The following is a 14,082-nucleotide window of genomic DNA, read 5'->3' as shown; positions in this document are numbered from 1 at the left end:
GGCGCATCCGGCAGGATTTCGGCGTCAAGCCCGCGACCCCGCAGGACGAGGCGGCCTGGCGGGCGACGCCGGTAGGTCCCCGGGACCAACCGTCCGAACTCTCGACCAAGCCAGCCAAGCGCGCTATAAGGTCCGGAGCGGCCCGCTTCACCCGATGTAGGGCGTCGCCTTTCCTTGGCGGAAGTGCTCGATCCGGAGTCGTTGGGTGTCGTGCATGGGCAGTTCCTCGATCTCATCTGGGCTGACCCAGCGGACGTCGGTTGACTCGTCGCTGATCGCGAGCGCTCCACCGATGACGCGTGCCGTCAGACAGATATTGAACTGGCGGCGCACTTCTCCGTCGCTGTAGGCGATGATGTGCCGGGCGTCGGTGTAGAGGCCGACCATCCCGCTCACCTCGACGTCGTATCCGGTCTCCTCCTTCACCTCCCGTACGGCCGCCTGCGGCACCGACTCGATGAGGTCCATCCCACCTCCGGGCAACGCCCACAGCCCGTTGTCGGTGCGCCTTTGCAGGAGGATTCGCCCTCCGTCGTCGACGACCACGGCGGACACCCCCACGACCAGGCTGTTCGGCTCGGGAGCGTCAGGGTCGTCGTAGTACTCGGTGCGGGCCACTTACCGCTCCTCGCCGGGGAGTCGAGACTGCTTCCACACGGCTTGAGGACATGGTGCCCTTCTGGCCATTGGAGTCACCAAGGCACTGCTGTCACGCGATTCGATTGGGGGCCGGGGAGTGTGAGGGGGCGGCAGCCCCCCCGAGCCCCCCACAAAACACAGCCCGAAGCGCCAAAGCGCGAAGCGCCCTGAAAGCGAGGTCCGCGGGTGTCAGGGCGCCCGCCTGGTGGCGGGCTTTTCCACCAGCGTGGCGCCCGTCTCCGCCTCCAGGGCCGGGGCGTAGCCTGCGGCGCGCAGTGCGGTCATCGTCTCCCGTTCCGGGCTCGCGCTGATCAGCACTGTCGGTGCGATCAGGCGCAGGCCGAGGGCGCGGAGTGGCTTGGCGTGGGCGAGTTCGGCCAGTAGTGCCTCGTCGTCGGAGCGGATGCAGCAGCCGGATCGCACTACCCGCATCCGGCCGTGCGTCCGTCCCACGTCCTTGATCAGGTACTCCAGTGGCTGTGGGAGGTCGCCTTCCGCCACGGCCCGGAGCCGGGAGAGCAGAGTTCCCGCTTCGTGGCCGGCGTCGAGGGCGTGCCGTACCGAGGCGTGGCTGATGCGCCACACCACCGCGTGCCCTTCCGATTCGCGGACGCCGACCGTGTTCAGCAGGGCGGCCAGTTTCGCTTCGGGGGCGCCGGACACCACGGCGGTCAGGTCGGTCTGGAAGCGGGCCGTGGTGCGGGGCGCGGGGAGCATGCCGGTCAGGACGGGGGAGAGGGCGGCGTTCGCGGTCTTCCATGCCTGGCCGGTGCGGAGCAGGTCGAGCACGGTGTGGCCGAGCCGGGTCAAGGCGCCCTGGCCGATGACGCCGAGGAGTGCGGCCTCGCGGAGGGTGGACTCGATGCGCTGGGCGCCGGCCGGGCCCTGCGGTATCCGGGCGGGGCGGTGCCAGGTCGCGGCGGCCACCAGGTAGGGCGGTGCGTCGGTCGCGCGCTGGGCGGGGGCGGCGGCCAGGGCCTCCAGCAGGGCGTAGCGCAGGCTGACCGCGTCGGGGTCGTCGAGGCCGGTCAGGGCGACGGGCGTCTGGTCGGGGTCGGGCCACCACAGCGGGATGTCGCGGCAGACGGCCCAGGCGGCGAGGATCGGGACCAGCCGCTGGGCGGGCGCGTACGACAGCCAGCGATCATAGGCGCGGGTGGGCAGGACGATGTGGGAGGGCGGCGGCACCTTGGCGCGGCGGTTCGCGGGGGGCTCGGCCGGTTCGGCCAGGAGGCCCAGCAGGCCGGCGCGGAAGCACAGCTCCAGCAGGAAGCGGACGGTCTCGGGCTCGGCGATGCCCTTGGCCAGGCGTTTGGTGTCGCGGATCGCGACCCCGCCGGATTTGCGTACGGTGAGCGGCTGTTCGGCGCAGCCGGCGAGCAGCCGTTCGAGTTGCCAGGCGAGCGTGCCGGCCGCGGCTTCGGCGGCGGGTTCGATGTTCTCGGCCCGCGGCAGGTCGCGGGGCCGGGGAGGGCGCGGGGTGAACGTCGCCCGCAGCTCGCCGCGGACCGCGATCGCCACCTCGACCGGCAGCTCGGCCACCTGGGGAACGCCCGCCGGGAGCAGCAGCCCGCGCGCCGCCAGCCAGTCCGCGCCGGCTTGCCCCGAGCCACCGGCGAAAAAGACGTACTTGTTGGTGCCGTACGGACCCGCCGGGTGGAAGCAGCGGACCTCGAGCAGGGGCCCTTCGTGCGCGAGCCGGTCCAGCAGCTCCGTGGCCGAGGCTGGAGCCTTCGCGAGCAGGGCGTGCAGCCGTTCCGGATCTGTCAGGAACGCCACGACGTTCCGCTCGGCGGCTTCCCGGCCCGGCGTCTTGTCCAGCCCCAGCGCGGCGGCCAGCCGATGGACCTCCGGCGCGTTGAAATACCGGGCGATGAGGTGGGCGGCGGGGCGGCCCAGTCCCATGCCGTCCGCCAGGTTCCGGTGGATGTAGGGGGCCACCACGCACAGCTCGCCGTGGGGTGGCTGGAGCAGGGCCTGGTGGGCCAGCCGTTCCAGGGCCGCCTGCGCTTCCGCCCGCAGGTCCTGGTCCTGACCCGCGAGGAGGGTCAGCACCTCGGCTCGGGGGACCGCGCGTTCGTCCGGGTCGGGAGCGCGCCAGTAGTCGTCGGGGAAGGGGCCGTGCCGCTGGGCGGACAGCCAGGCGATCGCGCCCAGGGCCTGGAGCTCTGGGAGCGTACAGAAGCCCATCAACCGGGCGAGCACATGGTCCTGCCTGAGCAGGTGGGCGTAGTCCTCCAATGACGGCTCGCGACCGCGGACCCGTAGCGCGCCGCGATCGGCCAGGAGCGCCAACTGCTCGGGGGCGCGCGTGGTGAGCCAGGCCATGAGGGCGTCGCTGGACATGGCTGGCAGCGTAGTACGCGACGTGGACAACGGCTTGGCAGACCGGACCGAACGAACCCGCGCGGACGATGAACCCGCAGGTCTAGACCGCGCTATCGGGGTATGACCCTCTGGGAGACGTAGGAGGCGGCGCATGCGAAGTGAGGGTGAGCGCATGCTGGGCGGCCTACTGGTCGCGAGCCACCGGGCCGCCATCGAGGACCTGCCGGACCTGGTCGCCGAGCATGCCAAGCCGGTCGGGTTCTGCCAGACCATGATCTACGTGGTCGACCTGCAGCAGCAGTACCTCGTCCCGCTGCCCGGCCAGCACGACGCGGCGGGCGAGTCGCTGCGGCCGATCCGCATCGACTCCACGCTCGCCGGGCGGGCCTACCGCAATGTGGAGGTCGTCCAGGCCAAGCACGTTGTCGAGGGTGAGCCGGAGTCGCTGGCCGAGGAGGGAAGGCGGCGGCTGTGGGTGCCGCTGCTCGACGGCACCGAACGGGTCGGCATGCTGGGGGTGACCGTTCCCGCGGGCGATGACGACATCGACTGGCGGGTGAAGCAGCTGGCCAGCCTGGTCTCGCTGCTGTTGATCAGCAAGCGCAACTTCAGCGACACCTACGCCTCGCTGGTACGCGTGGAGTCGATGACCCTGTCGGCCGAGGTGCTGTGGAACCTGATGCCGAGCGGCAGCTTCGCCAACGACAAGGTGGTGGTCGGCGCCGCGCTGGAGCCCGCTTACGACGTGGGCGGCGACGTGTACGACTTCGCCCTCGCCGGCGACACGCTGCACCTGTCGATCTTCGACGCCATGGGGCACGACACCTCCGCGGGGCTGACCGCGACGATCGCCGTCGGCGCCTGCCGCAACAACCGGCTACGGGGCACCGGCCTGCTGGCGGCCAGCGAGGCCATCGACGAGGCGATCGCCGAACAGTTCGGCGCCACCCGGTTCGCCACCGGCATCCTCGCTGACCTCAACCTCAAGACCGGCGAGCTGACCTGGGTCAATCGCGGGCACCACCCGCCGCTGGTGATCCGGCGGGGCCGCCGCGTCGCCACCCTGGAGAGCGTGCCGTCGCCGCCGATGGGCTTCCGCCTGGGCCTGTCCGCCGGTCTGGAGCACTACCAGCTCGAACGCGGCGATCGCCTGCTCTTCTACACCGACGGCATCGTCGAGGCGCAGAGCCCGGAAGGGGAGTTGTTCGGGCTCGAGCGGTTCATCGACTTCGTCGTCCGCCGCGAAGCCGACGGGATGTCGGCGCCGGAGACGCTCCGCCGGCTGATCCAGTCCATCCTCGAACACCAGCACGGCCGCCTCCAGGACGACGCCACGGTGCTGAGCGTCGAGTGGCACGGCGAGAAGGAGCACCGGCTTACTGAAGGTCCGCAGAAAGCCACGGCCCTTCGGGCTGGGGATGAATGCGGTCCTCTGTTGGGGGGTGGCCTGCCGTAGGCGGGGCATTCCGGAGCGTGGAGCCGGAGCCTCAGGTGGGGTGGCGCTGTTGTGCGATGTACGCCTTGATGATCGATAGTGGTGCTCCGCCGCAGGAGGCGGCGAGGTAGCTGGGTGACCAGAGGGGGCCGTGCGTGGCGGGGTTGTCCGGGCTGGTGAACTCTTTGCGGAGGTAGTGCGAGGAGACGCCTTTCAGCGAGTTGACGAGTTTGCTGATCGCGACCTTGGGTGGGTAGTGGACGAGCAGGTGGACGTGGTCGTGTTCGCCGTTGAACTCGCGTAGTTCGGCTTCGAAGCTGTCGCACACCTCGATCATGATGTCTTCGCAGCGGCGCAGCATCGCGTCGTCGAACACGTTTCTGCGATATTTAGTGACAAAGACCAGATGGACGTGCATCGCGGAAACCACGTGTCTGCCTCGCCGATATTCCACTTCATGGCTCATAGACCAGATGGTAATGTGTTCGAGTCGGTGAGACTGTGAGCGTCCCGTGGGGTAGGGGGTGTTGCGCATGTTGGCGGGCCGGAAATACCGCCTGGAGTTCGACTTCGGGCAGCGGGCGTTCGCCGAAAGGCTGGGCGGGATCTCCCGGGCCGTGTGGAACACCGGTCTGGAACAACGGCGGGATTACCGGCGGCGCGGCCAGTGGATCACCTATGCCGAGCAGTGCAAGCAGCTTGCCGAGGCGAAGAAGGAACCGTACTGCGACTGGCTCGCCGACGCCCCCGCCCAGGTGATCCAGCAGACCCTCAAGGACCTGGACCAGGCGTGCCGCAAGCATGGCACCTGGAAGGTGCGCTGGAAGTCGAAGGCGAAGAGCAAGCCGTCGTTTCGGTTCCCCACCGCCAAACGCCTGCCCGTAGAGCGGATCGCCCGTAAGTGGGGGCGGGTGTTCCTACCCAAGTTCGGGTGGGCGCGGTTTCGGATGTCGCGCCCGCTCGGGGGAAGCGTCAAGTCCGCGACCGTGTCGAAGGACGGCGAGCACTGGTTCATCAGCTTCCTGATCGACGATGGGATCGCTGAGCGTGAGCACCACGTGTGCCCGCAGTGGGTGGGCGTGGACCGGGGGGTCGTCACGGCCGCCGTCACGTCGGACGGGGAGTTCTTCGACCGCCGCCACGCCACAACCGACGGTGTCTCTTCCAGGCAGCTGCCAGGGGAGACGAAAGGGGACCGCAAGGACGACCTCGGGTATCTCACGCCCGGCCAAGCGCAACGGTATCTACGGCTGCAACGCCAGCTCGCCCGCACGAAGAAGGGGTCGAAGCGGCGCAAGAGGGTCATGGCCGCGATGGGTGAGATCATGCGGCGGGTCCGGTGGCGGCGCGCTGACTTCAACGCCCAAGCCGCGCACCGACTCACCCGCACCTACAGGCACGTGGTCATCGAAGACCTGAACACCAAGGGCATGAGCGCGGCCGTCAAGCCCAAGCCCGACCCCGACCGGCCGGGCCGGTACCTACGCAACGGCGCGGCCGCGAAATCCGGGCTCAACAAGGCGATTCTCGACAAGGGCTGGTACGGCCTGGAAGTCGCCCTGCGCTCCAAGGCCCGCTACACCGGCAGCGTCATCCATAAGATCAACCCCGCGTACACGTCCCAGACGTGCCCGCAACCTGCGTGCGGGAAGGTGGACGAGAAGAGCCGCAAGAGCCAAGCGATCTTCTCCTGCACTTCTTGCGGGCACACCGAGCACGCCGACATCGTCGCGGCGCAGAACATCAAGGCCAAAGGACAGGCGGCCGGGCTGGTCGTCTCAGGGCGTGGAGACCCACCCGGGTCCGAGAAACGTCAAGCACCCCGTTCCACAGCACGAGCCGCGCAAGCGGCACGAGCTGCCGCATAGCGGCACGGGAACCCCCGTCCCGTACCTTTAGAGCGGGGAGCAGGTCAAGATGTAAGCCATGAGCGGAGCGCTGCTGGTCGCCGGCACCACATCTGACGCGGGCAAGAGCGTCGTCACCGCCGGGATCTGCCGCTGGCTGGCCCGTAAGGGGGTCCGCGTCGCGCCGTTCAAGGCCCAGAACATGTCGCTGAACTCGTACGTCACCGCCGACGGCGCCGAGATCGGCCGCGCCCAGGCCGTGCAGGCACGGGCCGCTGGGCTCGAACCCGTCGCCGACATGAACCCGATCCTGCTCAAGCCGGGCAGCGACCGCCGCAGCCAGGTGGTCCTGATGGGACAGCCGGTGGCCGACGTCGACGCGATGGAGTACGGCCGGCTCAAGGACCTGCTCCGCGAGAGCGCGCTGGCCTCGCTCGACCGGCTGCGAAGCTCGTACGACGTCGTCATCTGCGAGGGCGCCGGCAGCCCCGCGGAGATCAACCTGCGCCGGGGCGACATCGCCAACATGGGCCTGGCCAGGGCGGCGAACCTGCCGGTGATCGTGGTGGGCGACATCGACCGCGGCGGCGTCTTCGCCGCGTTCTACGGCACGGTCGGCCTGCTGGACGCCGCCGATCAAGCGCTTATTTCCGGATTTGTCGTGAACAAGTTCCGCGGCGCGGCCGAGCTGCTCGAACCCGGCCTGGACATGCTCCGGGACCTCACCGGCCGCCGCGTGTACGGTGTGCTGCCCTGGCTGGACGGGCTCTGGCTGGACGTCGAGGACTCTCTCGCCCTCGGCAGCCGCTCGATCGCCCCGCAGCGGCCCCACGGCGACCAGACGCTCCGCGTGGCGGTGGTCAAGCTGCCGCGGATCTCCAACTTCACCGACCTCGACGCCCTGGCCGGCGAGCCGGGAGTGCTCGTCCGCTTCGTGACCGATCCGGCGGAGCTCGACGACGCCGACCTGGTGGTGCTGCCCGGTTCCCGCGCGACGGTCAGCGACCTGGCCTGGCTCCGCGACACCGGCCTGGCCGCCGCCGTCCGGCGGCGCACCGGGCCCGTCCTCGGCATCTGCGGCGGCTACCAGATGCTCGCCCGCGAGATCCACGACGACGTGGAGTCGGGCGCCGGCCGGGTCGAGGGTCTGGGCCTGCTTCCGGTCCGGGTCCGGTTCGCCGCGGGCAAGACGCTCGGCCGCCCGGCCGGTCACGCCTACGGGCATCCGGTCAGCGCGTACGAGATCCACCACGGCGTCGCGACCGTCGAAGGCGGCGAGCCGTTCCTCGACGGCTGCCGTGCGGGCGACGTGTGGGGCACCACCTGGCACGGCGCGCTGGAGAACGACGGCTTCCGCCGCGCCTTCCTCACCGACGTGGCCGAACGGGCCGGGCGGGCCTTCGTCCCGGCGCCGGACACGGACTTCGCCCTGCTGCGCGAGAGCCGCCTGGACGCCCTCGGCGATCTGGTCGAACAGCACCTCGACACGGACGCCCTGCTCGACCTCATCGAGCACGGCCCGCCCGCCGTCCCGCTCCTTCCGCCGGGAGCTAGCGCAGGGTGAGTCGCTGGGCGCTGATCCAGTCGTCGATGAGCTCCCACTGGTCGTACAGCCAGCGGATCCGCGCCTCGCGGTCCTTGGGGATGCGTGAGGCGGGCACCCGCCACCACTTCGCGGTGATGTGCGCGCTGACCGGTAGTTTGCGCCACACGTCGCCCACCGTGATGAGGTCGTCCAGGCCGGTGTGCGCGACGAAGACGACGTCGGCCGACGGGCAGGACTCGATGGCCGCGATGGCGCCGCCGGGGCGGGGCGGCAGCAGGTGATCCATGCCGCGCGCCCGTGACGCCTCCTCGTCCAGCCCTTTCTCCTCCAGCCGCCTGATCGCCAGCCGGCGGCGCCGGGGGGTGAAGTTGCCGCCCTCCGGGAAGATCACCAGCGCGTCGTCCTCGTCCATGGTCGAGGACAGCCGCTTGATCTCGTCGATGATGCCGCTCTCGGCGGTACGGCGGGGCACGAAGGCGTTCGGCAGCCGGTTGACCACCACGTCCAGCGACGGGTCGAACTGCAGCGCCGCCTTCATCACGATCCGGGGCCGCCGGTCGTACAGGGAGAGCAGGTGATAGATCAGCAGGAAGGAGTCACCGGGACCCGCGTGGCGGGCCAGGACGATCACCGGGCGGGTGAGGCGGGCGGCCTGTTCCTCTTCGGTGAGCGGCGGTTCGTGGATGTCGACGGTGAGGCGGAAGATCTGTACGGCGGCGCCGTACACCTTGGTCAGGAACCATCTGATCAGCGCGTAGTGCCGCTCCTGTTGCCGGTCGCGGCCGAACGCGCCGGCCACCCAGAGCACGAGGCAGGCGACGAGCACCGCCGACTCCAGCGTCAGCCACGCCACCCCGAACCAGGCGAACCGCAGCCCCCGGCGCTGCGGCGGCGGGAGGCGCAGCGACGCGGCGAACGTCACCACGACCCACACCGGCAGCGTGACGATCGCGAACACGGTCACCACGATGACGAGTGGAGCGAGGATGAGGCGCCGCAGGATGCGTGGTGGCAGCAACATCGGCCTCCAGATGGTCAGATCTTCATCGTCCTCCTGTCTGGAGATATCGGGAAGACGCGTGGTAGGCCCGTTCGATGTAATGGGAGATCTGTGACAGGTCGCGGTAGCGGAGGTTCGACATCGGCCGTGTCGCCCCGGCGGGCAGCACGTGCACCTCGACGTCGGGCGGCAGCGTGGCCATCTCCTCGGCGAACCGGTGCCGGCGCGCGATCTCGAACGCCACCATGCCCACTTCCCAGGGCCGGCGCGGCACGCTGAGCGGGCGCTCGATCCGCCCGACGTGCAGGACGTAGACGCGCTTGGCCCCCAGTTGCACGGCCCGGCCGACGGGGATGCTGTGCACCAGGCCACCGTCGAAGAAGTGCTCGCCGCCTATGGACACGGGCGGCAGCAGCCCGGGCACCGCGCACGAGGCCAGCACGGCGTCGACCAGCGGCCCCTGGTCGAACCAGTGCGCGGTGGCCCGCTCCACCGAGGCCGCGACGCACTGGAACGGCACCGCCAACTCCTCGATCTCTGAAACCGGCAGCATCTCGCTCAACAGCGCTCGAAGCGGCCCGATCGGGTGCAGATGGGTGCCGGTCCTGGCCAAGGTGGACAGCCGGGTGACCCACGAACCTGCGAACGCCGTACGGACCACATCGGAACGCCACAGCGACGACAGCCGCTCCACGGCGCGGACGGGGTCGGCGGCCAGCAGCACCCCGTTCAGCGCGCCGACGGACGTGCCGACCACGAGGTCGGGCACGATGCCCTCCTCGTCGAGCGCCTGGAGCATGCCCACCTCGTGCGCGCCAAGGACCCCGCCACCACCGAGCACGAACGCCGTCTGCACAGGAGCACGCTACCGCTTTACGACCAGATGCTCTTTTACGGCCAGCAGTGGCCGGCCCCACCCCGGGTGCGGGGCCGGCCCCTGTCCAGGGACACGCTCCTCCGGTGATGCGGGGCTGGGCGCCGTGACGTGCGCATAGTTGACCCTAGTTGTCCAAGGCCAGCCGGATGCCGAAAGCGACGATCACAATGCCCGTCACGCGGTCCAGCAGCCGCCTGACGGCCGGGGTACGCAGGGCGCCGCTCATGAGGGCGGCGAAGCCGACCAGCGCGGCGCTCCACAGCAGGCCCTCGCCCACGTGGACCCCCGCCAGGAGCAGGCCCATGGCCGCGTGCGGGGCGTCCGCCGGGATGAACTGCGGCAACATCGCCACGTAGAAGGCGCCAACCTTGGGGTTCAGCAGGTTGGTGAGCAGGCCGCGCCGGAAGCCGGTGCCGAAGCCGGTCTCCACCGTGCCCTCCTGCGGCTTCGTCCTGGTCACGAGCATGCGGATGCCCATCCAGACCAGGTACGCGGCGCCGGCCCAGCGCAGGATGTCGTAGGCCAGCTGGGAGGCGGCCAGGAGCGTGGACAGACCCACCGCGGTCAGCAGGCCCCAGGTGAGCGTGCCCAGCTGGATGCCCAGGACGACGCCCCAGGCCGGCCGCCTGCCGGACAGCAGGGACGTACGCAGGATGAGGGCCGTGTCGAGGCCCGGGGTGATGGTCAGGAGAGCGACCACTGCGGCGAATGACCAGATGGAGGGGGCTATGTCCACGTTTGGGAGCGTAGTTCATGGGAGGCGGCCGTACCCGCACCGCCTCCCGCAGGGTGCTCAGGGGATCAGGAGCAGCTTGCCCGTCGTACGGCGGGCGGCGAGGTCCTCGTGCGCACGGCCCGCCTCGGCCATCGGATAACGGTGCGAGATGTCGATCTTCAGCTCCCCGGCGGCGATCCACCCGAACAGGTCGGAGGCCCGCCACAGCAGCTCCTCCCGCTCGGCGATGAAGTGGGTCAGCGTCGGCCTGGTCAGGAAGAGCGAGCCCTCCTTGTTGAGCCGCTGCGGATCGAACGGCGGCACGGGCCCGCTGGCCGCCCCGTACAGGGCCATGAGCCCGCGCGTCCGCAGCGCCGTCAGCCCGCCGTCGAACGTGGCCGCCCCCACGCCGTCGTAGACCACGTCCACCTGCCCGCGGAGCACGTCGGCGAAGTCGTCGTAGTGCAGCACCTCGTCGGCTCCGGCCGCGCGGGCCACCTTCTCCTTCTCCTCGCTGGAGACGGTGGTGTGCACCGTCGCGCCCCTGAGCTTGGCGAGCTGGATCAGCAGCTGGCCCATGCCCCCGGCGCCCGCGTGCACGAGGACGCTGTCGCCCGGCTTCACCTCGTACGTGGAGTGCGTGAGGTAGTGGGCGGTCATGCCCTGCAGCATCGTCGCGGCGGCCAGCTCGGCGGAGACGGAGGCGGGCACCGGAACCACCCGGGCGGCCGGGACCACGGCCTTCTCGGCGTAGCTGCCGAGCACGTTGGCCCACGCCACGGTGTCGCCGACGGACACGTCCGTGACATCGGAGCCCACGGCGGAGACGACACCCGCCCCTTCCGAGCCGATCGGGCTGGGCAGGGTGAGCGGATACGCCCCGGAGCGGTGGTAGATGTCGATGTAGTTGACGCCGCTGGCGGCGACGTCGATCCCGACGTCTCCGTCACCCGGCTCCGGGTCGGGACGCTCTACGTACTCGAGGACCTCTGGGCCGCCCTGGGCGGTGATGACTATGGCACGCATATCCCTAGTCAACTCCCCTTCGTGACCCGCCGATTCCACCTTCCGCCAATCATCGGTCGATCCTGGCGAGCGCGCCCGCCTCCAGGGCGACCCAGATCGCGCCGTCGGGGCCCACTGTGAGGCCGTGCGGCTCGGCCGGGACGTCGCGCGAGGGCAGGTCGTACTCCTCGATGACGCCCTCGGTCGTGATGCGGCCCACGCGGTTGGCGCCCCACTCGGTGAACCAGAGGGCGCCGTCGGCCCCGGTGACGATGGCGTGCGGCCGGGAGGCCCGCTCCGGCAGCGGATATTCAATGATTTTTCCGGAAAGGTCCACGCGGCCGATCTGACCCGCGCCGATCTCCACGAACCACAGCGCCCCATCCGGGCCCGAGGTGATGCCCACCGGCGCGGCCCCCTCCGTCGGCAGCTCATGGATCGTCACCGCGCCCGACAGCGCGATGCGGCCGATGGCGTTGCCCTGGTTGAGCGTGAACCAGAGGGCGTTGTCAGGCCCCGCCGTGATGCCCGAGGGCATACCGCCCATCACCGGGATCTCGAACTCCGTCCGCGCCCCGTCCGCCGCGATTCGCCCGATCTTGTCGGCCCGCGTCCGTGTGAACCACATGGCCCCGTCCGGCCCGGCGGTGATCCCGTACGGACTCTCCGCCTCGAACGCGGTCACCTGACCCGCCTCGGTGATCCGCCCCACCCGGCCGCCCTGGAACTCGGTGAACCACATGGCCCCGTCAGCCCCGGGCACGATCACCGTAGGCCCGCCGTCCGCCGGGTCGAGCTGGTGGATCACGGGCTCCGCACCGGGCACCAGCCTGCCGACTCGGCCCTGGTGCACGAGTGTGAACCAGAGCGCGCCGTCGGGGCCGGTGGCGATGCCGTACGGAGCTCCGTCAGAGATCTCGATCAGCATGTGTGGTCAGGGTTCCTTTCTCCCACGTAGCTCGAAGTCGTCGAAAGTGGTCTTGAGCACCGACCGTTCGGCCTTGGACGTGCGCGCGAACAGGCCGACGTAGCCGTTGCCGATGCCGTTCGGGTCGTCGACCTGGTGGACCTTCTCACCGTTCACCCACATGGTCAGCCGTACCGTGCTGCCGTCCTGCTCGCAGGAGGCCTCGATCCTGACGGCCTTGCTCCCCAGCCCGTCCACCTGGACCGGCTGGGCCAGCGTGCCGCCCGAGCCGTCGAAGATGCGCCGGATGCGTGCCATGCCCGAGGTGTCGAGGGCGAACTCGTAATAGGTGCCGTTGTCGGTGTTGTGGCAGTAGACGCCGTACTCGCCGGTGCCCACGGCCCGCTTCACCTGGGCGGTCACGCCGACCACCACCGTCTGGGGCAGCATCGGCGTGGGCGTCGACGACGGGCTGGGCGTGGTCGTCGGCTTGGCGATGAGGAACGGCGCCGGGGCCTTCTCCAGGCGCTCCACGTAGTCCGCTTCCACGTCGAGCCCGTACGTGCCGTCGGTCCGGTAGCCGTAGCTGACCTCGTCCGTCGGATCGTAGCTGCCGCTCCAGCCGCCGCTGGTCTGCGTGAAGTCCTCCTGGTACAGGACCGGGAGCTCGGGCGGCCCGCTGTCCCGGAGCGTCGCCCAGGCCGTGATGCTCCCGGTGACCAGCACCGCCACCGCCACGGCGATGCCCGCGACGACCCGGCCCCTTCTGGACGGCCGCCGCTCAGGGAACGCCGCGGTCGCGTGCTGCCAGGCCACCTGCGCGGTCTGAGCGGCCTGCTCCGGGTGTACCGCCGGAGCGGTCTGTGTCGGCTGTATCGTCTGAGCGGCCTGCTCCGGCGCGACCGAGCGGCCGCCGACGAGATGATCGAGCAGTTGCTGCGCGGTCGGACGCGCGGCCGGATCCTTGCGTAGCGCCGCCCTGACCAGCTCCCGCAGCCCCGGCTCGACCGCGTCGAGCACCGGTTCGGTGTTGAGCACCTGGTAGACGGTCGCGGGCAGCGTGTCGCCGCCGAACGCCGCCTTCCCGCTCGCCGCGTACACGATCAGCGAGCCCCACGAGAACACGTCGCACGCGGGCGAGACCGGATCGCCACGCAGCACCTCGGGCGCCATGTACCGGGGTGTGCCGATGAGCTCGCCGGTCCCGGTGACCCCGCCCAGTGTGTCGAGCGCCCGCGCGATGCCGAAGTCGATCACTCGCGGTCCGACGGGGGACAGCAGCACGTTCGACGGCTTGAGATCACGGTGCACGACCCCCGCCCCGTGGATCGCGGTGAGCGCGGTGGCCACGCTGACCGCCAGCGCGTCGAGACTCGACCCCTTGAGCGGCCCCGACTGCCGGACGGCCTCCTCCAGATTGGGCCCCGGCACGTACTCGGTGACGACATAGAGCTGATCGCCCTCGAGCGCCGCTTCGAGCACCGCCGCCGTACAGAACCTGCGGACCCGCTGAGCGGCGTCGGCCTCCCGGCGGAACCGCATGCGAAACTGCTCGTGCTGGCTGAGCTCGGCGTTGATCACCTTGATGGCGACCCGCTGCCCAGAGGGATCCTCGGCAAGATGGACCGTCCCCATCCCGCCTCGGCCCAGCACGCTCAGCAACCTGTAGCGCCCGATCTGGGAGGATTCACCACTCACGGCGGGCTAGCTTACCGACATCTGCCTGACTGGCGGATGACCTCGGCGCGCTTGTGCCAGACCATGCTCGGCCCTGCGGCAGGTT

The 14,082-nt window shown here is 70.3% G+C and carries 12 protein-coding genes; 3 read left to right on the top strand and 9 right to left on the bottom strand.

Annotated elements, in window-relative coordinates; translation table 11 throughout:
- Positions 1-147 precede the first annotated feature (147 nt).
- Positions 148-618 carry an NUDIX domain-containing protein gene (locus AB0B91_RS42115; protein ID WP_358332679.1) on the bottom strand — a complete coding sequence of 157 codons (471 nt, stop codon included), beginning with the start codon at positions 616-618 and terminating at the stop codon, positions 148-150.
- Between the two features lie 210 nt (positions 619-828).
- On the bottom strand, positions 829-2,985 hold the full coding sequence (locus AB0B91_RS42110) for a helicase-associated domain-containing protein (protein ID WP_358332676.1): 2,157 nt from the start codon (positions 2,983-2,985) through the stop codon (positions 829-831).
- Positions 2,986-3,118: 133 nt separating this feature from the next.
- Between AB0B91_RS42110 and AB0B91_RS42105 the strand changes: the two genes are divergently transcribed.
- Complete coding sequence (locus AB0B91_RS42105) at positions 3,119-4,423, top strand: GAF domain-containing SpoIIE family protein phosphatase (protein WP_358332673.1); 1,305 nt, start codon at positions 3,119-3,121, stop codon at positions 4,421-4,423.
- A gap of 31 nt (positions 4,424-4,454) precedes the next feature.
- On the opposite strand, the gene tnpA is transcribed toward AB0B91_RS42105, so the two are convergent.
- Positions 4,455-4,868, bottom strand: a complete 414-nt coding sequence (gene tnpA, locus AB0B91_RS42100; protein WP_358332671.1) for an IS200/IS605 family transposase — start codon at positions 4,866-4,868, stop codon at positions 4,455-4,457.
- Positions 4,869-4,935: 67 nt separating this feature from the next.
- Here tnpA and AB0B91_RS42095 point away from each other — a divergent pair, with 67 nt between their 5' ends.
- Entirely contained in the window at positions 4,936-6,270 is a 1,335-nt protein-coding gene (locus AB0B91_RS42095; protein WP_358332668.1) for a transposase, read from the top strand.
- A 58-nt stretch (positions 6,271-6,328) separates the two neighbouring features.
- Positions 6,329-7,813, top strand: a complete 1,485-nt coding sequence (locus AB0B91_RS42090; RefSeq protein WP_358332665.1) for a cobyric acid synthase — start codon at positions 6,329-6,331, stop codon at positions 7,811-7,813.
- Here AB0B91_RS42090 and AB0B91_RS42085 read toward each other — a convergent pair.
- From AB0B91_RS42085 to AB0B91_RS42060, 6 genes are all read right to left on the bottom strand, one after another.
- Entirely contained in the window at positions 7,800-8,816 is a 1,017-nt protein-coding gene (locus tag AB0B91_RS42085; protein ID WP_358332662.1) for a 1-acyl-sn-glycerol-3-phosphate acyltransferase, read from the bottom strand. The genes AB0B91_RS42090 and AB0B91_RS42085 overlap by 14 nt on opposite strands.
- Before the next feature lie 22 nt (positions 8,817-8,838).
- Positions 8,839-9,651: a patatin-like phospholipase family protein gene (locus AB0B91_RS42080; RefSeq protein ID WP_358332659.1), complete on the bottom strand. Its 813-nt coding sequence runs from the start codon at positions 9,649-9,651 to the stop codon at positions 8,839-8,841.
- Between the two features lie 145 nt (positions 9,652-9,796).
- Positions 9,797-10,408 carry a LysE family translocator gene (locus tag AB0B91_RS42075; protein ID WP_358332656.1) on the bottom strand — a complete coding sequence of 204 codons (612 nt, stop codon included), beginning with the start codon at positions 10,406-10,408 and terminating at the stop codon, positions 9,797-9,799.
- A gap of 57 nt (positions 10,409-10,465) precedes the next feature.
- Positions 10,466-11,413 carry a quinone oxidoreductase gene (locus tag AB0B91_RS42070; protein WP_358332653.1) on the bottom strand — a complete coding sequence of 316 codons (948 nt, stop codon included), beginning with the start codon at positions 11,411-11,413 and terminating at the stop codon, positions 10,466-10,468.
- Between the two features lie 49 nt (positions 11,414-11,462).
- Positions 11,463-12,320: a virginiamycin B lyase gene (locus AB0B91_RS42065; RefSeq protein WP_358332649.1), complete on the bottom strand. Its 858-nt coding sequence runs from the start codon at positions 12,318-12,320 to the stop codon at positions 11,463-11,465.
- Between the two features lie 6 nt (positions 12,321-12,326).
- A complete protein-coding gene (locus AB0B91_RS42060) occupies positions 12,327-13,997 on the bottom strand; it encodes a serine/threonine-protein kinase (RefSeq protein WP_358332646.1) in 1,671 nt (556 codons plus the stop codon).
- Positions 13,998-14,082: the final 85 nt, after the last annotated feature.

It is taken from the genome of Nonomuraea sp. NPDC049141 (genome assembly GCF_040648415.1).
Classification (GTDB): domain Bacteria; phylum Actinomycetota; class Actinomycetes; order Streptosporangiales; family Streptosporangiaceae; genus Nonomuraea.
The sequence above is the reverse complement of the archived record's forward strand: the minus strand, read 5'-3'. Positions and strand labels throughout refer to the sequence as shown.

Excerpts from the sequence above, each read along its gene's own strand:
- AB0B91_RS42110 (WP_358332676.1), bottom strand. The coding sequence starts at position 2,985 with ATGTCCAGCGACGCCCTCATGGCCTGGCTCACCACGCGCGCCCCCGAG.
- AB0B91_RS42105 (WP_358332673.1), top strand. The coding sequence starts at position 3,119 with ATGCGAAGTGAGGGTGAGCGCATGCTGGGCGGCCTACTGGTCGCGAGC.
- tnpA (WP_358332671.1), bottom strand. The coding sequence starts at position 4,868 with ATGAGCCATGAAGTGGAATATCGGCGAGGCAGACACGTGGTTTCCGCG.
- AB0B91_RS42095 (WP_358332668.1), top strand. The coding sequence starts at position 4,936 with ATGTTGGCGGGCCGGAAATACCGCCTGGAGTTCGACTTCGGGCAGCGG.
- AB0B91_RS42090 (WP_358332665.1), top strand. The coding sequence starts at position 6,329 with ATGAGCGGAGCGCTGCTGGTCGCCGGCACCACATCTGACGCGGGCAAG.
- AB0B91_RS42085 (WP_358332662.1), bottom strand. The coding sequence starts at position 8,816 with ATGTTGCTGCCACCACGCATCCTGCGGCGCCTCATCCTCGCTCCACTC.
- AB0B91_RS42070 (WP_358332653.1), bottom strand. The coding sequence starts at position 11,413 with ATGCGTGCCATAGTCATCACCGCCCAGGGCGGCCCAGAGGTCCTCGAG.
- AB0B91_RS42065 (WP_358332649.1), bottom strand. The coding sequence starts at position 12,320 with ATGCTGATCGAGATCTCTGACGGAGCTCCGTACGGCATCGCCACCGGC.